Origin of the sequence: Nostoc sp. MG11, from assembly GCF_014904695.1 — a bacterium.
Classification (GTDB): domain Bacteria; phylum Cyanobacteriota; class Cyanobacteriia; order Cyanobacteriales; family Nostocaceae; genus Komarekiella.
The window spans coordinates 161296-182986 of sequence record NZ_JACXXN010000013.1 but is presented as its reverse complement, the minus strand read 5'-3'; the positions used below and the strand labels follow the sequence as shown (position 1 = coordinate 182986).

19 protein-coding genes and 2 pseudogenes are annotated in these 21691 nt (G+C 41.8%); 15 read left to right on the top strand and 6 right to left on the bottom strand.

Annotated elements, in window-relative coordinates; all coding sequences use genetic code 11:
• Positions 1-239 precede the first annotated feature (239 nt).
• From HCR01_RS19545 to HCR01_RS40805, 3 genes and pseudogenes are all read left to right on the top strand, one after another.
• Entirely contained in the window at positions 240-440 is a 201-nt protein-coding gene (locus HCR01_RS19545; protein ID WP_193197766.1) for a hypothetical protein, read from the top strand.
• A 28-nt stretch (positions 441-468) separates the two neighbouring features.
• Complete coding sequence (locus HCR01_RS38825) at positions 469-645, top strand: type II toxin-antitoxin system VapC family toxin (protein WP_226889445.1); 177 nt, start codon at positions 469-471, stop codon at positions 643-645.
• A gap of 9 nt (positions 646-654) precedes the next feature.
• Positions 655-735: pseudogene (locus HCR01_RS40805) on the top strand (PIN domain nuclease); the annotation flags it as partial.
• A gap of 339 nt (positions 736-1074) precedes the next feature.
• Here the strand turns inward: HCR01_RS40805 and galE are convergent.
• Complete coding sequence (gene galE / locus HCR01_RS19535; RefSeq protein ID WP_193197765.1) at positions 1075-2079, bottom strand: UDP-glucose 4-epimerase GalE; 1005 nt, start codon at positions 2077-2079, stop codon at positions 1075-1077.
• Positions 2080-2328: 249 nt separating this feature from the next.
• On the opposite strand from galE, the gene HCR01_RS19530 reads away from it, so the two are divergent.
• The 3 genes from HCR01_RS19530 (at position 2329) to HCR01_RS19520 (ending at position 5609) form a co-directional block, all read left to right on the top strand.
• Entirely contained in the window at positions 2329-2985 is a 657-nt protein-coding gene (locus HCR01_RS19530; RefSeq protein ID WP_193197764.1) for a hypothetical protein, read from the top strand.
• A gap of 163 nt (positions 2986-3148) precedes the next feature.
• On the top strand, positions 3149-4900 hold the full coding sequence (locus tag HCR01_RS19525) for an ABC transporter ATP-binding protein (protein WP_193197763.1): 1752 nt from the start codon (positions 3149-3151) through the stop codon (positions 4898-4900).
• 55 nt (positions 4901-4955) lie between these two features.
• The gene (locus HCR01_RS19520) at positions 4956-5609 is read left to right on the top strand and encodes a HupE/UreJ family protein (protein WP_193197762.1); all 654 of its coding nucleotides are present in this window, start codon (positions 4956-4958) and stop codon (positions 5607-5609) included.
• A gap of 225 nt (positions 5610-5834) precedes the next feature.
• On the opposite strand, the gene HCR01_RS19515 is transcribed toward HCR01_RS19520, so the two are convergent.
• Entirely contained in the window at positions 5835-6512 is a 678-nt protein-coding gene (locus HCR01_RS19515; protein WP_193197761.1) for a sugar transferase, read from the bottom strand.
• Positions 6513-7432: 920 nt separating this feature from the next.
• On the opposite strand from HCR01_RS19515, the gene HCR01_RS19510 reads away from it, so the two are divergent.
• Positions 7433-7732: a hypothetical protein gene (locus HCR01_RS19510; protein WP_162397395.1), complete on the top strand. Its 300-nt coding sequence runs from the start codon at positions 7433-7435 to the stop codon at positions 7730-7732.
• Positions 7733-7778: 46 nt separating this feature from the next.
• Here the strand turns inward: HCR01_RS19510 and surE are convergent, their stop codons facing one another.
• Complete coding sequence (gene surE / locus HCR01_RS19505; RefSeq protein WP_193197760.1) at positions 7779-8456, bottom strand: 5'/3'-nucleotidase SurE; 678 nt, start codon at positions 8454-8456, stop codon at positions 7779-7781.
• A gap of 426 nt (positions 8457-8882) precedes the next feature.
• On the opposite strand from surE, the gene psb32 reads away from it, so the two are divergent.
• Positions 8883-9620 (top strand): photosystem II repair protein Psb32, encoded by a 738-nt coding sequence (gene psb32, locus HCR01_RS19500; protein ID WP_193197759.1) that lies wholly within the window; start codon positions 8883-8885, stop codon positions 9618-9620.
• A 51-nt stretch (positions 9621-9671) separates the two neighbouring features.
• On the opposite strand, the gene HCR01_RS19495 is transcribed toward psb32, so the two are convergent.
• Positions 9672-10055: a DUF4346 domain-containing protein gene (locus HCR01_RS19495; RefSeq protein WP_193197758.1), complete on the bottom strand. Its 384-nt coding sequence runs from the start codon at positions 10053-10055 to the stop codon at positions 9672-9674.
• A gap of 232 nt (positions 10056-10287) precedes the next feature.
• Here HCR01_RS19495 and HCR01_RS19490 point away from each other — a divergent pair, with 232 nt between their 5' ends.
• On the top strand, positions 10288-10728 hold the full coding sequence (locus tag HCR01_RS19490) for a hypothetical protein (RefSeq protein WP_193197757.1): 441 nt from the start codon (positions 10288-10290) through the stop codon (positions 10726-10728).
• 204 nt (positions 10729-10932) lie between these two features.
• Here HCR01_RS19490 and HCR01_RS38820 read toward each other — a convergent pair.
• Positions 10933-11145, bottom strand: a pseudogene (locus HCR01_RS38820) (peptidogalycan biosysnthesis protein); the annotation flags it as partial.
• 602 nt (positions 11146-11747) lie between these two features.
• On the opposite strand from HCR01_RS38820, the gene crtA reads away from it, so the two are divergent.
• The 3 genes from crtA (at position 11748) to HCR01_RS19475 (ending at position 13733) form a co-directional block, all read left to right on the top strand.
• On the top strand, positions 11748-12611 hold the full coding sequence (crtA, locus tag HCR01_RS19485) for a cyanoexosortase A (protein ID WP_193197756.1): 864 nt from the start codon (positions 11748-11750) through the stop codon (positions 12609-12611).
• A gap of 5 nt (positions 12612-12616) precedes the next feature.
• Complete coding sequence (locus HCR01_RS19480) at positions 12617-12778, top strand: hypothetical protein (protein WP_193197755.1); 162 nt, start codon at positions 12617-12619, stop codon at positions 12776-12778.
• 232 nt (positions 12779-13010) lie between these two features.
• Entirely contained in the window at positions 13011-13733 is a 723-nt protein-coding gene (locus tag HCR01_RS19475) for an HpsJ family protein (protein WP_193197754.1), read from the top strand.
• 353 nt (positions 13734-14086) lie between these two features.
• Here HCR01_RS19475 and rpe read toward each other — a convergent pair whose 3' ends face one another.
• A complete protein-coding gene (gene rpe, locus HCR01_RS19470) occupies positions 14087-14794 on the bottom strand; it encodes a ribulose-phosphate 3-epimerase (RefSeq protein ID WP_193197753.1) in 708 nt (235 codons plus the stop codon).
• Positions 14795-14991: 197 nt separating this feature from the next.
• Here rpe and HCR01_RS19465 point away from each other — a divergent pair, with 197 nt between their 5' ends.
• The 3 genes from HCR01_RS19465 to HCR01_RS19455 all read left to right on the top strand — a co-directional run bounded on the left by HCR01_RS19465 (position 14992) and on the right by HCR01_RS19455 (position 21654).
• On the top strand, positions 14992-16584 hold the full coding sequence (locus tag HCR01_RS19465; protein WP_193197752.1) for a S8 family serine peptidase: 1593 nt from the start codon (positions 14992-14994) through the stop codon (positions 16582-16584).
• A 269-nt stretch (positions 16585-16853) separates the two neighbouring features.
• Entirely contained in the window at positions 16854-18206 is a 1353-nt protein-coding gene (locus HCR01_RS19460; RefSeq protein WP_193197751.1) for an efflux RND transporter periplasmic adaptor subunit, read from the top strand.
• Between the two features lie 256 nt (positions 18207-18462).
• Positions 18463-21654: an efflux RND transporter permease subunit gene (locus tag HCR01_RS19455; RefSeq protein WP_193197750.1), complete on the top strand. Its 3192-nt coding sequence runs from the start codon at positions 18463-18465 to the stop codon at positions 21652-21654.
• Positions 21655-21691 lie beyond the last annotated feature (37 nt).

Below are 21691 nucleotides of genomic sequence, written 5' to 3'. Positions count from 1 at the left end.
TGCAACTATTTTTTCTCGAAGATCGACAGAGTATGACTTCATTTAAAGGGATTTATATTTTAATTGATTGTACCTCATAACAGACGCAAGTGCTGTATTAGCTGCTATATTTCAGTGGGATAGAGGCTATTCAAGATTATTTAGGTCATATAAATATTCAGAACACTGTCATTTATACAATAGCCCTAATAAATCTGACCACGAACTTATTGATTAATAACTACCGAAGAATTTGACTTATGCTTATCCAGAAGATTGTCCAAGAACTGCAAGACATCCCCAAAGATAAACTAGCAGAACTTTATGACCTAATTCACTACTTTCGACTAGGTTTAAGTCAAGAACGTACACAACCCCGCACTCCTGGTTTATTGAAAGGACAACTCGGCGATGCTTTCTTTGAACCACTGCCAGAAGAGGAACTTCAGGAATGGGAATAAGCTACCTCATCGACACCCATATCCTGCTGTGGTGCTCTTTGACGACCCAAAACTCAACACTGATTGCCGAGATATCATTCGCAACCCAAATCATCGCATTATTGTCAGCAGTGCTTCTGCTTGGGAAATTGCCACCAAATACCGCATTGGTAAACTTCCTGAAGCCAAACAACTGGTTGAGCAATATTCACAGATATTGCATTAAGCTAAATTTATCGAACTTGCTATCACTACAGCCCATGCACTCAAAGCAGGAAGCCTGCTGATTACCCACCGAGATCCCTTTGATCGCATGATCATGGCTCAGGTTGAACTCGAAAGTTTGCCTGTTATTACCTATGACGCAGCCTTCCAGACTGGACTGATTCAGGTAATTGCCGATCTTAAGTAAACGCCATTCAGCAAGGTTTAGAAGCGATCGCTCAGGGGAAAAACCGGATCTTGCTAATGATGGCGACTGGAAGGCATTGAGCCGAGATCTGAACGAAAACGGAAATAGTGGCTGAAAAGGCTTGATTTTTCGTTACCCATAACGGTGTTAAGTATAAAGAAGTAACAAATTACCAAAGCCTTTCGAGAATAATTATTGAGAGCTTAAAATTTCCGAATATCCAGCAATCTCGGCTCAATGTCATCAAGCCGAATTGTGTCGCTTTTGATGCCACTGCCATGCATGAGCGACTATATCTTTTATGGATGGATACTGAGGTTGCCAATTGAGAATAGTTCTAGCTTTCTCGCTAGAGCCGATGAGAATCGGTGGATCACCAGGACGGCGATCGCATTCTTCTATTGGTATCGAAACTTCTGTAACCTGCTCAGCAGATGCAATTACTTCCCTAACAGAAAAACCGCTGCCATTGCCTAAATTAAAAATTTCACTGTCGCCATCTTTTAATAGATATTCCAATCCCAAAACGTGAGCGTCTGCTAAGTCGTTGACGTGAATATAATCACGAATACAAGTACCATCAGGCGTGGGGTAATCAGTGCCGAAAATCGAGATAGATTCCCGTTTACCTAAAGCTGTCATCAGTACCAAAGGAATTAAATGGGTTTCTGGGTTATGATCCTCGCCTAGCAAGCCATTAGGATCAGCACCAGCAGCATTAAAATAGCGGAAACGCACGGATTTGAAACCATAAGCAATATCAAAATCAGAGAGAATCCGCTCCACCATCAGCTTAGTAGCGCCATAGGGATTGATCGGATTTTGGGGATGGCTTTCTGGAATCGGTACGAATTCCGGTACGCCATAGGTGGCGCAAGTGGAAGAAAAGACAAATTTCTTCACAGAAGCAGCCAGCATCGCTTCTAACAGGGTCAGAGTACCCACGACGTTATTACGGTAGTATTTGGCAGGGTCAGTAACCGATTCTCCTACGTAGGCGTATGCAGAAAAGTGCATCACAGCGGCAATGTCATGGGTTTTAAATAGGTTGTCCAGCAGTGGGCGATCGCCTGTATCACCAACTACAAGTTCTACCTGTAAGACCTTTTCTACCAAGTCACGATGCCCGTACACTAAATTATCAAGTATGACAACGTCATAACCTGCTCTCTTGAGAGCAAGCACTGTATGGGAACCAATATATCCAGCTCCCCCTGTCACTAGAATGGTAGGCTTTCCAGACGACATAGTTTTTCCTTTTAAGTTGATAATACCCACTTAGGTTAATTCACTGGTGCCACATTACTCATGTGGAAAATTTCAAATAATGGACGCAGTATCAAAAAATTGCACTAAAATCACTACGACGGTAGTCTTTGGGTGTGAGGTTAGAGGTATTTTAAGTCAGGTAATGGTGCGATTACAGTTTGACGATAAAATAAATCCACTTCCCGAACCCTCTAGGCTGACTGCACCAGAAAATTCGAGAGTTAATCTATGTTTTTACTGCTAAGCCGAGTACTGCTGTGGCTGCTTATTGGCACTATCGTATACTCTCTGTTCCAGAGATTCTATCCTTCGGGATCTTTTGTAGGACGATTAGTCTTAGTTATTCTGTTGATAATCGTAGCTCTGTCGTTTGTTAACCCTAATGAGCCAGCTGTGGCGTCATTGTGGAGAATGATATCTTTTCCGCTCAAGCCTTTAGGAGCCTCTGTTTTGCTGATGATTTTTGCTGCTCAGAGAATTAAAGGAGGAGGAATAGATAAACCAGGAGGATACTTGTTGGGTTGGGCACTAACAATTTTGCTGTTGGCAAGTACACCAGCTGTCGCCTACTTTTTGTATAGAGCGCCTCTAGTAACAACAGGAGGTGATGGCTACGCAATTGCTACACCTACATCTGGGACACTGGTAGCATTAGGGCAACAAACTACTACAGCAAACATTTCAGATGTGTTAGGAGATAGCATCCTCTCTAATAATTTGAGAGTCCCCCCTTACCTGTTACAACAAGGAAATCCTCAAGATATTCGGACACGTGGTTTACGGATTGAAGATTTTGTACCCAGTGCGGAAACGTTGCTATTTACAACCAGAACTTGGGAAAGTTATCTCACCGAAGTTTACAGATTTTTGCGTGTTCAGCGGTAATCAACTGAAACAAGTAACTATGAGGGTCAAAAGTCAGAAGATTATTTCTCCTGTCTTTCGGCTTCTGACTCCCGAACTGAGAACGTATTGCCCGTAAGAGCCGCTATCAAGCACAGACTTATCAGCAGTTAGTCTAGGATGATCAAGTTGCATAATTGCTTTAATGGCAAAATCTCGACGAATCGCTAAACTCGGTGCTTACCTGCGTCCCCATTGGCGGGAGGCTACTTTAGGTATTCTTGCTCTATTGTCTGTCAATGGGCTGGGCGTTTATATACCCTTGTTGATTCGCTCAGCAGTTGACCAACTATCGGAAACCTTCCGATGGAATCAAGTACTACATTACGTAGTACCAATCATTTTGCTCAGTTCAGCCATGTGGCTCATGCGTATGGCTTCGCGCATCTGGCTGTTTGGGGTGGGGCGTCAGGTAGAATTTGACCTGAAACAACGAATTTTTCAGCACTTACTCAAGCTAGAGCCGTCTTATTTTGCCAGCAACACTGCTGGTGATTTAATCAGTAGAGCTACCAGTGATGTGGATAATATCCGGCGATTATTGGGTTTTGCTGTACTGAGTTTGGCAAACACGGTGTTTGCTTATACGCTGACGCTGCCAGTGATGTTGTCGATTAGTGTAGACCTGACATTAGCATCACTGGCAGTTTATCCCTTAATGTTCTTATTGGTGCATCTGTTTAGCAATCGCTTACGTAAACAACAAGCAACAGTACAGGAGCAACTTTCCGAAATCAGTGAACTCATCCAAGAGGATATCAGTGGCATGGCCCTGATTAAAATCTACGCCCAAGAAGAAAATGAGCGTCGAGCTTTTGCTAAGAAGAATCAGCAATTGTTGACAGCTAACTTGGAACTGGCAAAAAGCCGAAATATACTGTTTCCACTGATAAATGGGCTAGCAAATGTCAGCTCACTGATCATCATTTGGTTAGGCGCAACGCGGATGTCTTCTGGGGCGCTTGCTGTTGGCGACTTTTTGGCACTGCTGATTTATGTAGAGCGTTTAGTTTTCCCTACTGCACTTTTAGGATTCACAATTACTACTTATCAAAGAGGTGAAGTTAGTATTGACCGTCTTGAGTCTATTCTCACTGTCACACCAAAAATTCAAGATGCAAGTGATGCTGTACATCTACCACTGGCTGAAATTAAAGGAAAACTGACAGCTAAAAATCTCAGCTACACTTACCCTGGTGCTGCTACCCCGGCTTTAGAAAATGTCAACTTTACCATTGTTCCGGGGGAAACAGTGGCAATTGTCGGGGCGATTGGTTCTGGGAAGTCAACTTTGGCGAATGCTTTACCGCGCTTGTTAGATATTGAGGCGGGGCAGTTATTTTTGGATGATTTCGATATTACAAAGATAGCATTGACAGATTTACGAAGTGCGATCGCCTACGTTCCTCAAGATAGTTTTCTATTTAGCACCACAATCAAAAATAATATCCGCTATGGCGACCCAGTTAGCGAAACCGAAAATGTAGAAGCTGTTGCTAAACTTGCCCAAATTGATACGGAAATTATTAATTTTCCCCAGCAATATGAAACCATCGTTGGTGAACGTGGTATTACTCTTTCCGGCGGTCAGCGACAACGTACGGCTTTGGCTAGGGCAATGCTAGTCAACGCTCCAGTGTTAATTTTGGATGATGCTCTCTCTAGCGTAGATAATCAAACAGCAACACAAATCCTAAACAATCTCTCTAGTGGTACAGAGCGGAAAACAGTAATTTTTATCACTCACCAATTATCTGCTGCTGCTGCTGCTGATCGAATTTTTGTGATGGAAAAAGGAAAAATTGTCCAGAGAGGTAATCACTTAGAACTGGTGCAACAACAGGGTCTTTACAGAACTTTGTGGAGCCAGCATCAAGTAGAGGAATTACTGCGTTAGTTTTTTGAAGATTTGGGTAGTATAAATTACCGAAAAAACTAATTTGGCATAAATAATGTTTAAAATTGCATTATCCAAATCTCTGGATGCAAGAGATTTCACTGAGTCTAAGTTAGAAAGTCGCCATATTAGAGCGATCGCAGCTCTAGTTTTAATTAGCCTACTGAGTTCGTTGAGTGGAACGCCTGATGATCATACCATCTCTAATTGCTGGGAAGGCTTTGTTTGGGGACTGGCAGATCCAGTGATTAGCTTGAATTGTTTGATTAGTATCGTTGCTATTGGTTTACTTTCGGCTGGGGTTGCTCGTGGCGGTGTGATGGCTGCATGTTTTGGATTGGCAGCACTTTTTGGCATAGGAATCCATTTATTACAGCTAAATTTACCAAGCGTAGAAATTATCATCGCAATTTCTGCGATCGCTTCTGGCACTATGCTGGTAATGCCACAACATAACCTCCTGATTCTTGCGCTGCTGAGCGTGATTGCTGGTTTATTTCAGGGTTACGCTCACACTGAATCAATTATTGGCACAGAAGTGATGTCACTGCTTACCTATATACTAGGTATTACTTTGACTCAGTTTGCGGTTGTTATGAGTGCTAGAAAAATTAGTAGTGGGCTGGGTAGTTTGTCCAAGAAAATCCGCATTGCTGGTTTTGCTTTCTGTGCGATTGGTATCGCATTTCTAAGCAATTCAATAATTTAATTCAAATATATTTGGTCAAAATAATTCGTAATTGATAGTGGGCTACGCTAAAGTAATTCGTAATTATTACCCCACAACTGAAGTCAGGGGCTTCTACCTTGAATTACGAATTACGAATTACGAATTAGTAATTATTTTGTCGAGTTTTTTTAGATTTTAGTCATAGCTAATGGGTAATTACTTTTGGAAAAAGGTTTAAACAATTACCCATTTAAAATCCCTTGGTTAGAAAGCTCCAATTCGGCCAAATATCACGTAGAAGGTTTTCGCAATCAACAACAAGTCATACAACGGATACCAATTTTCTTGATATCGCAAGTCTAAGTCAACTATTTGTTCAAAATCTTTGACTTGAGAACGACCACTAACTTGCCATTCACCTGTTAAACCAGGCTTGACATTTAAACGTTTCCAGTGATGCTGAGTGTATTTCATTACCTCATCACCAGTAGGTGGACGTGTTCCTACTAAACTCATTTCGCCTACCAGAACATTCCAAAACTGAGGTAGTTCGTCCAAGCTTGTGCTTCGCAAAAAACGTCCTACCTTTGTTATTCGGAAATCATTCTTGTTTTTAAAGATGAGTCCGTTAGCTTCGTTACTCACTAAAGATTTTAATCGTTCCGCATCACTAACCATTGAGCGGAATTTCCGAATCCGAAAGGTGTTACCTTGGAGTCCGTAGCGTTCTTGAGTGAAGAAAATTGAACCAGGGCTATCGATTTTAATTGCGAGCGCGATCGGCACAAACAAAATCGCTAAAATCAATAGTCCTACTAAACTCCCCACAATGTCCAAACAACGCTTAAATTTAGACTGTACCGAGGGGTGAGGAACATATTGTAATTCCCATATTTGAGAATTCGCATTTGGAAAAATGCTTGTTAGTGGTGTTTGGTACATTGCCAAGTCAAATATATATATTAAGCAACAAAAGTATAATTACTTAGCCTTATTCTGACTATAGACTTAGCGTTATTGAAAGTAATTCATCTTTACCGTATATTTACTTAATCTTCATCAAGTTTCTGGGGATCACGACTTTATATAAATTTACGATAAACTTAATTAAGTATATCTTAGGAGAGATGCTATTTATTTTAAGTGAAAATAAAAAAATCTTAGTGTTAAATTTGGCTATTAAGTCAGTAAATAAAGTTAAAAGTTGAATTAGTATCAAGCTGCATTCAGTCTTCTTAGTAAAAGGAGAGTCAAAATATCTTTATCTCCTGGCTCTCTAAACTTCTGATACTTGTGACAAACCGTCCATTCTTCCAGAAGCTCTCCTTGTTTCTATTGCAGGGCTAATTCATGGTCATGAGAGAAAATACAGAACTTCGATTTCTTCGTTTAGCCCTTTAAAAGTAGCCAACGCAACACCTAAAGTTTTGTCCTTTCTCTAACGACAATAAATTGTCTCTACCATTTACCGGAGTCTACAACAGAAACCGCCCAAGAGAGTTATCGAATCTCCCTTTCAGTTAACAACGAGTATATTTTTGAACATAACTTCGTATAAAAATCTGATAAAAATGCCAGTAGTAAGCGAAACAAATCTTCCGAAGATAGATTTTATTACTAAAAGTATGAGATAGCTTGTCTTGCACCATACAACTAACAGATGCAAGTTAACTTAAGGCAACTAAATTATAAGTACGTGGCATAATAATGCCTCTATAATTAGGCAAAAGACACCAAATAACAAAATCACGCATAATATTGCAATAGCAGTGACTATTTGGTGTTTGTAATAGTATTAAGTTATCCCAAATTCTATTAGTAATTTTACTATGATAATCTCTCAAAATTAGGATGGTAAAGAAATGATTTCAGCAGGGATTGAAGTAAAAATCAGTCGATTGGAATCCATTGTTGAGCAAATTGGGGAAGCAGTACTTTCGACAACTGAGACAATTGAACGTCTTGCAGAAAGATTGGAGACTCTCAGTGTGCAAGTTGAAGAACAAGGAAAGCAGGTTCAGCAACAGGGCTATCAAATTTTTGCCTTGTGTGATGCTGTACAAACCCTTGCGGAATCTCAGGATAGTTCACTGCAAAAACTCAACCAACTAACAAAAACTTTAGATCAACTTACGTCATTAATTCAAGGAGCAGATGACTAATAATTATCAGTTATCAAGCTACAAAATGGTTACTATTATACTGATGTTAAAGTCTTAACTGAGTTACAGCGATGTTGCCAGAAAAGCATACATCCACATCGCTACCAGGAGTGCGATCGCGTTTGCTATATTCCCCTACATAATAAAAGTTTTCGCCATCAACACGATAGTTGACTGGCAAAGGTTTGGTACAAGGTTTACAAAATACCACTTCAGGAGAGGGTTCTCCCGGTTGCAGATGTGGTAGATTCACATTCCAATAGCTTCCCGGTTCTAAGGGACGCTTGAGTAAGTCCGCTAAAACTTCAGCTGTCAATTTTGCAGCCATATCCCAATCAAAATTCAGCTTGGCTTTGCGATAATGAGAAATGGCTATTCCCGGAATACCATGCATTGCGGCTTCCCGCACAGCAGCAACAGTCCCAGAAATATAAGCATCAACTCCTAAATTCCCTCCAGCGTTAATACCTGATAAAACAAATTTGACATCTTTGCTAATTTGTGTTATTGAAATTCTGACGCAATCAGCGGGAGTGCCAGCGATCGCATACTCGGTATCAGAACGTCGTTGGAGGTTGATGGGGCGAGTTGTGGTAACTTGATGCCCACAGCCCGATTGATGGTCTTTAGGAGCCGCGATAATCGCATTGCCGTTTACAGCTTTGACTAGGGCTTGAATACCAGGAGCATCAATACCATCGTCGTTAGTTAAAATTAAGGTCATACATTTATACTGAATTTACATTTAGCCTAGACAATTTATCCCATCAATCAACAAGCAGAAAAATCTAGTTAATGCTCCTCAATCAGTATGGCAGGGAGATTTATTCGCAGATATAAAAAAATGTAAGCAATTGCGCCAAAAATTTTCATAATTATGATAGAGTTTTCAGATGGTTTGCAAATTCCGCCCTAAATATTTGGGTTAATTCCCAAAAAGGGCGGTATTTTTTGTCAGTATTTGTATAACTGGCGTTAGTAGTTAACGCTTACAGTTACAATCAAGACAGATTTGTGCAATAAAAATTCTCGAAAAATATCTATTTGCTAGCTGTATTAGAAATTTCTGAGTTGAGAAAAACGTGAATCAGGTGATTTTTACAGTGTTTGTGTAGTATTTTTGGTGCAAGTCTGTCTTAGAGTTCATACGATGAAACAGCTCCTCAAGCAAGTATTTAGCAGTAAAAAACACCTGATCCGGCTAGTTCTATCCTTTGTGACAATGATTCTAGCGGCTTCGCTGTTTGCCACACCCGCTTTAGCCACAGGTGTGTATCAAATGCCCAACCTCGCAGCAGGCGACAACACCTGGATTGTAGATCAAGGTGAAATTGTCAGCCGTCTGAATGAAGGTAAAATTGGCAGTGCCTTCGAGAATTTAGCAAAGCAAACTGGTAATGAAGTTAGAATCGTCACCATTCGCCGCCTAGACTACGGGGAAACACCGGAAAGCTTTGCCAAAGCATTATTTGAAAAATGGTTTCCCACAAAACAAACTCAAGCCAATCAAACCTTATTGGTGCTGGATACAGTTACCAATGGTACCGCCATTATTACTGGAGATAAAGTCAAGTCATTGCTGATAGATTCTATTGCCGAGAGTGTAGCTACCGAAACAGTAAGTGTGCCATTACGGGACGGTAACAAATACAATCAGGCATTTTTAGATGCTAGCGATCGCTTAGTCGCCGTCCTTTCTGGCAATACTGATCCAGGTCCACCCAAAATCGCTGACAAAGTTCAGGTAGAAGGCACTTTTAAAAAAGCAGGAGAAACCGATCGCGGTAACGCTACTGCTTGGGTAGTAGGACTATTAATTGCTGCCACTGTTATTCCAATGGCAACTTACTATATCTACCAGATAAATCAGCCATCATCTGATGGGTGATGTAAGAATGAGAGTTAAGAGTTAGGAATTATGCATTTTTACCTCTTAACTTTAATCTTGAACATACTCTTGCCCTGTCACTAAAGCCACCTCAGCTCGGACAAATTCTCTACCCAAATAGGCTGCATGGTCTAACTGAGTTACTGGACAGGGCTGAGTTTCTTCAAAAATCTTCACGCAAAGTTCTTTCGCCGTCCTTCCACTAAAAACTGTTGTGTGAGTTCGTTCAACCTTTCCCCGCGCAGGAATCACCTTCCCTGTTTTTGGATCGACAGCTAAGCCACGCTCATCAATCACATTTGTGAAATGCTTGGCATAAATTAACTTCGCTTCTTGATCCAAGTAGATAATGAAATATCCACCGGGGTCAAGGTTAATATGACGCCCAGAAAGTTTATTATCAATTGCCGCTAAATCTTCAACCATCAAATCCATAAGCATTTTAAAAAGCAAATTTCTTTCTTGAGATTTTCACACTCTATATCAAGTGTAATTCCTATCTTCCATAGCATTGTTTATCTCTTTAAATATATTCTTAAGGATTATTACTTAAATTTTATTAAATGTTTGCTATAAAATATACTATATTTTTAAGATAACACAACTATATTAGAGCGTAGATTTACCGGAGCAATAGTTATAAAAAAAACTATATACTCACTTATGAATGAAATTTAAAAGCCTTACTAAAGGCTTACTCACTTTAATTTCTAATCATGAATTACATACGAAAAATAGCGCTATTCATCGGGGTAGGAGCTACAGTTACTATGACTCCGTATTACTAAATACTTCGGCTATTTACTACGCAGGTAGCGATACTTGTGGCACACTTGAATACCATCTTTATAGTAATGGTGTTTCCCAAGAAAAACTGTCATTTGAAGAGGGAATAAGAAAGGAATTTCAGTCTCAAATTCGCCAAGTTGAAGCCAGGAATATTAAAAGTGCATACGCATTTACAATGAACTTTATCCACGAGCAGGATGCTTATATCCCCTGTCTAATTGAGGTGGAAGGTTTAAGTCCAGGCCAACGCACAACTTTACGCATTGAGGATTTGATGCCTAATGAGGTAGAACGGATGGATTACTCAGCACAACAATAAACTATTAAGATAAGGAGTAATATTCAATGAAATCAGGAAAAAAGGGACTGTCCCTTATATTTAGCTTATGTTCTGTAGTTATCATCTGCCCTGCAACTCTTGACTCTGTAGCGAAAACTTAAGAACAGTCAGCTTGTCCATCAGGGCAGATCAGGGATTCAAATGGTTTGTGTAGTCCAAGTAGTCAAGGAGAAGAGTCAGGAGCTATGGCAAGTGCTGATTCACTTCACTAATATAAGGGCGTAAAATTTGCTCTAGACGAGTATTGTAAAAGCGGTACTGTGATTTAGCATAGGCAAACCGCGCCGTTTTTTGTGGCGTCCATTTGCAGTGGGGTCAAAGAGTTGGATACTGTTTGCGATAAATCTCCCACTCAATCCGTGCATAATAACAAGCATCAAAATGCAAGCAATCTATTTATTGAAAACTATTCTAGTAGCTACACTTAGAGTTTTAAATTATATTAAAATTTTTTATACAGAGATTTAAGTAAGTTTAAGTTGAAACGCTTATTCTATCTAACTTTTAAGCAAGCTATAAAGTATTTATTGTATTTATATTTTAAAGATTTGATTAATCTTAGTAAAAATTATTGATCATATTTACTGAAGATGTAAGAATAATTACTGATTTGTCTATAAAAATTGCGCCAAGCATCGATAAAATTTTGCAGTTAAAAAGCAAAAAGATAATTGACAAAACGAGCGTTAAAAGTTAGAGGTTTGCCCATTAGATACATTTTAGCATTAGACAAAAGGACACTTTATTACTCACGCTACTTGTTGAAAAATCATTTTTATGCTTACTCTGCATTAAATTTTTCGATCCTTGATTGGTTTTTATCCTTCATCTAAACTTAGTCATTTTTATAACTGCTTCTCTGAATGGGACAGGCTGACTAGCTATTTATGTTAGTTGCTTTGATTGATGATTTTTGCGGTAATGTACTAGTGTTAAGTATTTAGCTAGTCTATCAGAAACCTTGGTCTTCTTCCATGAGTTAGTTAAATTATATTTACATGAAAACCACCACTTTTACCCCAGCTAAAACACTAAATAGTAGCCAGTTTTGGCTATTAGGAATAGGAGCAGGCTTAATTGCGATTATCCTGACTCTAACTCAAAGAACTGGAGATTTTTCTCATCTAGGAATGAGTGTACTGTTTTACTTTGCCGTAGCCTCTCTAGTAGGGGAAAAACGCCACAATTTAAATTTAGAAAGTGGATTGTTTTCCAGCCTTTTAGGTATATTGTTGATTGCTGGTGTACTTTGGCAAAGTGCCTTTTTGACTGGTAGCAAGTTACTTCCAGTTTTTACTCACATTGCACCGTTTGTTTCTGCTATTGGTCTTGCCTTGCTTGCTTCTGGACTGAAGGGATTAAAGCAATATTGGCAAGAAATAACTATTTTGTTTTTTCTCGGAGTTCCAAAGATAGTACTAACATCTTTGACCGATATTTCGCCTATAACTGCAAAGTTTTCTGCTTTCATACTTTGGTATTCAGGTTTTGAAGTATCACTTCAACAAGATATTTTTATTAGAGTACCACCAGGAAGCATCAAGGTTTATTCTGGTTGTTCTGGGGTAGAATTGATGAGCCATTTGTTAGGATTAGCTGTAATTGCTTTGCTAATGTTTCCCCTAGAACGCAAAAAGAAAATCCTTGTGCCAATAGTGGCCATAAGCATAGCATTTGTTGTCAACGGAATACGCGTTGCTCTCCTAGCTGTTGTAGTGACACAACAGCAAGCATTTGACTACTGGCATGAAGGTGATGGTTCACGATTATTTGGGATGATTGCAGTGCTAATTCTAGGATTATTCTACTATTTACTACTCCGGCAAGAGGAAGGCAAAAATCAGGGTAATCTGGAGTCTTAAAGGCGATGCCTCAGTGGAAACAATTACGGATTTTACTTTTAGCTTTAACTCTTGGTAGTGTACTATTGGTTTTCATGAAGGTATTTCTAACGAAAACTACAGACAAACCCAAACCAGAAGAATCTAGAGTTAAGGCTAATATTATTTCGCTTGTTGAAGACTATTAACTCCCTGTTCATACCTTACCCCTAGACTTCTACTCAACTCTCTTCTTTGAAAGGAGATTTTAGGCGATCGCAGACTAAAGTAAGGTCGTAAGTGTAACTCTTTTGTTGTGAATTTTTATAATTGCAACTTGTCATAAAACGTCTATGTCTATTGGGCTGAATAGAGGCAATCCTGATTTTGGAAGTCTTGAACTCATGCCAACCCCAATCTTTTTTCTATTTTGCTAAAAACATGACTAAATCAAATAGTGAAAAATTCATTCCTTTAGTACAAGAATTACAAGAATTCGCATTTAGCCAAATAGCCTCAATCACTATTTTGCGAATACTAGGCTATGGGTTGTTACTCTTAGCATTTTTTGACATCGTTGAGATGTTTGTTCCACCAAACTTTATGAATCCTGCTTGGGAATTTCAAACTTTTGGGGCCTTAGTTGAACGAGTACCTGTCCCTTTAATTGGTTTAGTGTTCGTGTTTTATGGAGAGCTACATTCACGAGCTAAATGGGAATTTTTGATTGTAAAGCTTTTATCTTGGTTAACATTGTTGTTGGCAGTATTTTTTTTCTTACTAATTCCTTTAGGAATTGGTAACACAGTCCGTCTTAGTAATCAAAGTGCTGCTCAAATTAGCAACGTATCTAAGCAACAAATAGCTCAAGCCGAGCAGGTAGAAAAACGATTAAGCACAGCAACACCTCAACAGATAGATAGTTTTTTGAAGAGTCAAGGTCGCTCCTTAGAGGGCAAGAGTCCTGAAGAAGTAAAAAGCCAAATTTTGTCAGAAGTTGCCAAAGCTAAAACACAAATCAAAAATCAAGCTCAATCTACTCAGTCTTCTCAAAAGCTAAACTTGCTCAAGAGTTCTGTTAAATGGAATCTCGGAGCTTTGGTTTCTGGGGCTTTATTTTTTAGTATTTGGAAGGCAACTAAATGGGCAAGAACAAGTAGGTAAACTGTCGCGCACCTAACTTGTACATAATTTTGGTTTAGGTAGTCAAAATTCAAGATGGCAATGAGTCTAAATTAGCCTTGATCTTTGAATGCTACTTGCTTTAAGCCCAATACAGTTCAAGTTCAGTTAAGGCTAAAAACTAAAACTGGTATAGGCGTAGGAACGTCAAGGGTTTCCCGGCTTGAGGCGAGTGGCGTTTGAGGAACGAAACCCAACATTATCAAGGCTTTGTTGGGTTTCGCTGTCGCTCAACCCAACCGACTATTCTAAAAGCAAACAAGGTAAAAAAAAGGTGGGCAATTTATTTGCCCATCCTACTTTTTCTTGTAGTGTTTGTTTAATCCAAATAAGGATTAAACTTTTGCCAGTTCTGGACTAGGACGCTTACTGTTGCGAATAGCTGTAATCGCCTCACCATAATCTTTAGCATTAAACACAGCTGAACCAGCAACGATCGCATTGGCTCCCGCTTCCAAAACTTGCCAGGTATTATTTGCCTTTAGTCCACCATCTACTTCAATCCAGGGGTCAAGACCGCGTTCATCGCACATCTGACGCAGCTGACGGATTTTGGGTAATACAGATGGAATAAAGCTTTGACCGCCAAAGCCGGGGTTGACGCTCATAATCAACACTAAATCACACAGTTCCAAAACGTATTCAATGAGCTCTAGAGGAGTACCAGGGTTAAGTACAACGCCTGCTTTCTTACCAAACTCTTTGATTTGCCCTAGGGTCCGGTGCAAGTGAGGCGAAGCGTTATGCTCGCAATGTACAGAGATAATATCAGCGCCAGCCTTAGCAAAGCCTTCAACATACTTTTCTGGTTCCACAATCATCAAGTGGACATCCAGTGGCTTGGTCGTAACTGGACGAATTGCCTCCACAACCAGAGGGCCTATCGTAATATTAGGTACAAAACGACCGTCCATTACATCAACGTGAATCCAATCTGCTCCAGCTGCGTCTATGGCGCGGACTTCGTCCCCCAGACGACTAAAATCGGCTGATAGGATAGATGGAGCAATCACAATGGGCTTTTGAGATAGGTTTTGGGTCATGGCTGGTGGGTTTTCAAGCGTCCTCGTCTGTAAGCATTGTAACAACATATTGAGCAAGTGCTCATAGCTTTGATCCCGCCTTTTTCACAAAGATGATGAGAGTGGGAGATGCGGAAACATGGAAACCAATAACTCTTGACTTTTGACCTTTGACTCTTAACTTTTGACTCTTAACTTTTGACCTTTGACTTTCGACTATGACTAAAAAACTAACTTGGATAATTTGGGGATTGAGTGCTTCCTGTGTGAGTTTGCCGGTACTGGCTTCAGCTTTAAAATCTCCTCTGGGAACTAATGGTATTGATGCTTTGAAGTTACACCAACCTCCTTATAATTTAATCGGTCGCAAGATTGCTATTGGTCAGGTAGAAATTGGGCGTCCGGGAATGTTTGGCTGGGATAAAGCTGTATCTAAAAATCGCGCTATATCTTTAGCAGCAGTGTTCTCACGCAATGGGCCAGCTAAGTCAAATAGTGGTGTTGATCCCCATGCTTACAATGTCGCTGGTGTGATGGTAAGTCAAGACAAAGCTTTGCCAGGGGTTGCACCAGGAGCACGATTATATTCGTCTGCCGTGGGTTCGACGAAAAACATGGGTCAACCAGAAGAGTGCTTATCGGCGCAGCATATAGCGCTACAAAATAGCGGTGATGTCCGGGCGATTAATTTCAGTTTTGGTGAACCCTTAAATCGTGACCCCCGACCGGAGGCTAGTTTAGATGGTAAAGCTTTACTAACGTTATGTGTTGACTGGTCTAGTCGCGTTCATGATGTCTTGTATGCGATCGCTGGCAACCAGGGTAAAGGGGGTATTCCCATCCCTACGGATAATTTTAATGGAATGAACGTGGCTTTTTCATCCCGCAGAGGAGGGGTTTTTAATAAAGTAGACGTTTCCAATTTGGCGGGTATTAACCAAGGTGCAAGCGGTCGTTTAGCTGGAAAAGAGTTTAATCTTGATGGGCGGCGTGCTGTCAGTTTAGTTGCACCTGGCAATAACATTTCTTTGCTCAATCCCGATGGTAAATTGAACAAGGTAACAGGTACGAGTTTTGCAGCGCCTCAAGTTACGGCTACTGTTGCTTTATTACAAGAACTTAGTGATAGACAAATCCGTGCAAAACAACCTAACTGGAGCATTGATGCTCGGCGTCATCAAGTTATGAAAGCTATATTGCTAAATTCAGCAGACAAGATTCAAGATATCGGCGATGGCTTACGACTGGGAATGACTCGGACAATAATTGATAAACAAAATCAAGACTGGCTAGATTCTGATGCTTACAAAGATCCCAAAATTCCTTTGAATGCCCAAATGGGAGCGGGCCATTTAAATGTATTTCGTGCTTATCAGCAGCTTAGCGGTGGTCAATGGCAACCATCAGCTGTGGTTCCTCCCATTGGTTGGAATTATCGCACAGTCGATGTTGGGGCATCTGCTGACTATACGTTAGCCAAACCTTTAAAGCAGGGGAGTTTTATCTCTATTAGCTTGAGTTGGGATCGTTTGGTGGAATTGAATGATCGTAACAAAAACCAGCAGTTTGATGTAGGAGAGAATTTTCGCGATCGCGGTTTGAATAATCTCGACCTCTATTTAGTAAAAGCTGACGCTAAAACTACTGATGCTGGTGTGGTTTGCTCATCAATTAGCCCAATCGATAGCGTAGAACATATTTTTTGTCCCGTTCCTGCAACTGGCAATTATAAAATCCGCGTTCATTTTCGCCAAAAGCTTAACGAGGCGACTCAACCTTATGCTTTAGCTTGGTGGAGTGTACCTGAGTAAATAATTCGTAATTCGCTCTGGGGATAAGCCCTGCTGCGCTCTAAGGGTAGCTATGCCGCAGGCTTTACGTGATTCGTGATTGAGAGCCATGATTACGGATTATTTTGACATTTCTTTGTCATAAGTATCCAATAAACTATAAAAAAGGTAACGTTATTTTAAATTTAGTTACGTAATTGACCGTTGATGGTTGACAATTGACGGCTTACTTGTTCGCTGTCAACCATTAACGATTAATCTTTCACCTTCAGTAGCCACCGTCAACTACTATGGATACTTCTGAAGATCAAGCTTCAATCGTTGAAACCCAGTCAGACAGTTCTGCGCCTTCTGAGTTAGCGTCAACTCGTTCTCGCAAACCCTGGTTCTGGAGATTGCTGATCCTATTTCTGGCAACTGGTGGCATTGTCCTTTGGCGAATGCTGGCTCCTGGTGGTACACCACGTCCCTCTGTTGCCCAACAGCAGAAAGCACCAGCCCCAAAGGCAATTGAAACGATCGCCTTAGCAACTGGAAGTGCTACAAGAAGAGTCCAGCTTTTGGGACAGGTGGAAGCCAGTCAGCAATCAACGCTCCGCGCTCAAACTAATGGAATTGTTGAGAAAATTTTGGTGCAATCGGGCGATCGTGTGAAGACAGGGACGACAATCGCCGTCTTAGACGACACCGATCAACAATTAGCGATCGCTCAAGCACGGGCACAATTAGCACAGCAGCGTAGCAATTTAGCTCGTTTAGAAGTAGGTACTCGTCCAGAAATTATTGCTCAGCGTCAAGCAACAGTCACATCCGCTAAGGCGCGAGAACTAGAAGCACAAGATAACCTAAAGCGTACTAGCGACCTTGTGAAAGAAGGCGCTCTGTCTCAAAGATTACTCGTAGAAGCGCAAACACAATTAGATAACATCCAAGGAGAACGGGTAGAAGCCGAAGCTGAATTTGCCGAGGCCAAAGCTGGGCCAATTCGAGAGGAAATCGCCGCCCAACGGGCAAACGTAGAAGCAGCCAAAGCCACTCTAGCTCAAGCAGAACTGGCACAGCAGCGCACTAAAATTGTGGCATCCCAAGCGGGGGTAGTGCAGACTCGGCATATTAGCAATGGCGATTTGGTGCAAAGTTCTAGTCAAATTGTCACCTTAGTGGCAGGCGATCGCTTCGACATTTTCCTGGAGTTACCTGAAGAATTGAGCAGTCAAGTTACTCCCGCCATGACGATTGATCTCACATCTCGCGCCCTACCGCAATGGAAACAACGTGCCAATATTACCGCCGTAGTTCCCTCAGCTGATACTGCTTCCCGTCGTCAGCGCGTCCGCGTCCAAATCAACAATCCCCCGCCAGGATTATTACCGGGAATGGCGATCGCTGGCAATCTGAACATGCCCTCAAATCGATCTAGCTTTGTCGTATCGCGCGATGCATTAACCAGACGCCAAAACCAGTGGCTTGTTTTTGCGGTTGCTGACGGTAAAGCTAAACAAATTCAAGTAGAAATGGTTGCTGACATGGGTAAAGAGGTTGCAATCTACCATCCCACTTTACGCACTGGTCAACGCATTGTGCTGCGTGGAGGTGATGGGTTGCAAGATGGTGCGCCTGTGAAGATAGTTGATCGCACTTGAATGCTGATTAATTGCTGCTCTGCTGCGAGTAACAAAAGCAGACCCTTCAAATAGACATTCCCAGTTGGAGACTGGGAACGAGGCAATGGACTTCTTGCAGAAGATGGGTTAAGGGGAAGGGTCAAAGGCAAAGATTCCTTTTTCCTTTCTTCTTTAACCCTTTCCTAATATTTTCTCAAAGAGACGTTGTATTGCAACGTCTCTACATGGTCTATCTGTCACATTCTTTTTTTAAATTGGTATAACCCACAATATTATGAACTTTATCGAAACTGCTGTTCGTTGGCGACATGGCACCTTCGTTTTATTTTGCTTGGTAGCAATGTTTGGGGTGTTCTCGCTTCTGAGGTTACCTCTGGAATTGCAACCGGGGGGCGATCGCCCGGAAATTACTATTACGACTACGTATCCGGGAGCAGGCCCCACGGAAGTAGAAGACTTGATTACGCGCCCCATCGAAGAACAAATGGAAGAGGTGCTGGGCGTCCAGGAAATTAGCAGTACTTCTCGTGCGGGACGTAGTTCCATCACCCTAGAATTTGCTCAGAATGCCAACGCCAAAGAGCGGATGGTGGATGTATTGAACCGCTTGCAGCAGGTGCAAAGTTTACCACCAGAAGCACAAGAGTCGAGTGTAGAACTGGTAGGTGGTAATAGTTCCCCGATGATGTGGATTCCGTTTGATACGAAAGAAGGATTTCAGCCAAATGCAGACCGCTATCGAGATTTAGCAGAAGAAGTGGTAATTCCGCGTTTGCGGCGAGTTGAAGGAACTGGACAATTTTTGTTAGTGGGTGGACAAGAGCGAGAAGTGGAGGTAAAAGTCAACCCACAAGCATTGTCTAATCGCAATCTCACTATTGGTGATGTTGTACGGGTACTTCAAGAAAACAACCGCGATATCCGGGGTGGGCCATTAATTTTGGGACGGCGGGAATATCGAGTCCGCACAGTCAGCCGATCGCAGGATCTATCGCAAATTGAGGGTTTTGTACTGCGACGCGATGAGTCTGGTACAGTTTATTTGCGTGATGTGGCACAAGTACAGATGGGGCGCAAACCCCAAGATAGTGCGTTAATGTTCAACGGCAAATCTGCGGTAGCAATCGGTGTGATTCGTCAAATTGGGGCGAATGTACCAGAGGTTGCCAAAGGCATTCGGGCTGAGATTGCAGCGCTTCAAACTGAGTTCGACAGGGAAAACCAAGGTATTGTTTTTGTTTACAACTACGACGAGAGCCAGTATATAAATCAATCTGTGGGATTCGTGCGGGAGAACTTGATCAGTGGTGCATTGCTGGCAACTATCGTTTTGGTGCTATTTCTGGGTTCGATGCGAACGGTTGCTGTAATTGCCATCACCATTCCTATCGGCACAATTGCTGTGTTCATCGTCATGTCTGCATTTGGACGCACATTGAACATCATTAGTTTGGCGGGATTAGCGTTTTCTGTGGGTATGGTCGTGGATAACTCAATTGTCGTGATTGAGAATGTCTTTACCCACATGCAGCAAGGCAAAAACCCGATCCGAGCAGCAATCGATGGCACACAGGAAGTCTGGGGCGCGATGCTCGGTTCTACTTTAACTAACGTAGTGGTGTTTGTACCGCTGATTATGGTTACGGGTGAAGCCGGACAACTCTACGCTGATATGGCGATCACTCTTTCTGCTTCTTCTTTATTTTCGCTATTTGCCGCGTTAACTCTGGTACCAATGTTATCTGGATTGTTCCTCAAGCAATCGGAAGCAATGCAAATGATGGAGGGCGGTGAATACCGTGGCGGTAATTGGTTTGAGCGTTTAGTAGCAAAAAGTTCTGCGGTCTTTCGTCATTTCCAGGGTAAACTCGAAAACTTTCTGGCGTCTACCGTGAGTTGGTCACTGGGACGTAAGCGTGTTGGTCGCAGGTTAATGGTGCTGTCGATTCCGGTTGCTTTACTTGTTACCAGTGTTTTGCTGTTACCACCTGCGGATTATTTACCTGAAGGAAATCGTAACCAGGTCGTGTTGCGAGCGGAACCGTTGCCGGGAACTAGTATACCAGAAGCGATTCGGCAATCTGAACAGGTTCAGGCATTTTTGCGATCGCAACCAGAAGTTGAGCGCATCATGTACGTTGATCGTCCAGGGGCACTGCGCGGCATTGCGACGATCCTCAAGTCAGAATTTGCGACCACTACCGGACTAGCTGACATGGTGGATCGTTTGCGTGCTCAAAGCAGCAACTTTGCCGGATACCGCTTTATCATCCCAACGCGAATTTCCATCTTCCGCGATCCAGGGAAAGAATTTGAAGTAGATATTGTCGGCGCTGACTTAAATCAAATCAGTGACTTGGAGAAGCAAATCACAGGTAAATTGCGGGATATTTCTGGAGTACAGAATGTGCGTTCAAACTTCGTGATGGGAGCGGGTGAATTACAAGTGATTCCCAACCGAGAACGCATCGCGGAAGTGGGAATCTCGGAAGCTGAAGTTGGTTCGATGGTGGAAGCAGCATTAGGCGGTCGGATTGCCTCCGATTACATTGATGGTAAAGAAGAACTAGATGTCTCAGTGGAACTGCAAAACACCGCAGTAGAAACACCAGAACAACTGCGTCAATTGCCACTGTATGCGGGGGGACGACAAGTACAACTGGGTGATATTGCCGAAGTTCGTGAAACAACGGGAGCCGATACTATTAACCACGTCGATTTGGAGCGATCAATTAGCCTAACTGTCTCCCTTGCACCCAATGCTCCGCTGAGTACGCTAGTGGAACGTACTGAAGAGGAAATTTTGGCTCCTTTGCGTGCCAATCTACCAACAGGCTATCGGCTGGAACTGTCGGGTTCAGCAGATCAGTTAGCAACAACTGTTACTCAATTAGCTACTGCATTTGCAGTTTCGATTTTGATTACTTACTTGTTACTGATAGCTTTGTATCGCTCATTTCTCTACCCAGTGGTGATTATGGCAACGGTGCCAATGGGTATGAGTGGCGCACTATTGAGTTTGGTAATTGCTAACCGGATTCCGGGAATGAATGTAGCGCTGGATATGATTACGGCGTTGGGATTTGTGATCCTTACAGGTGTGGTAGTCAACAACGCCATTCTGCTGGTTGATCGCGCCTTGCAACTCCAGCAAGCGGGTGAAGATTATGATGCATCGTTATATAATGCGACAAGCGATCGCCTGCGTGCTATCTTCATGTCTGCCGGAACTAGTGTACTGGGGATGTTACCGCTAGCAGTTTTACCAGGTCAAGGTTCAGAATTATATCAAGGATTAGGCATTGTTCTGACTGGCGGTCTAGCATTTTCGACAATTTTAACTCCCACTGTTGTCCCCGCACTGATGGGTTTACTCCATGATATATCTGGACGAAAAACGCCGCGATCGCCAGCCCAAAACAACACACATAATGAGTTTCCTGCTCATGCGATCGACAATAAGTAATTTGTTCGTAGTCAGCGATAAATCGCTGCTTGTAGGG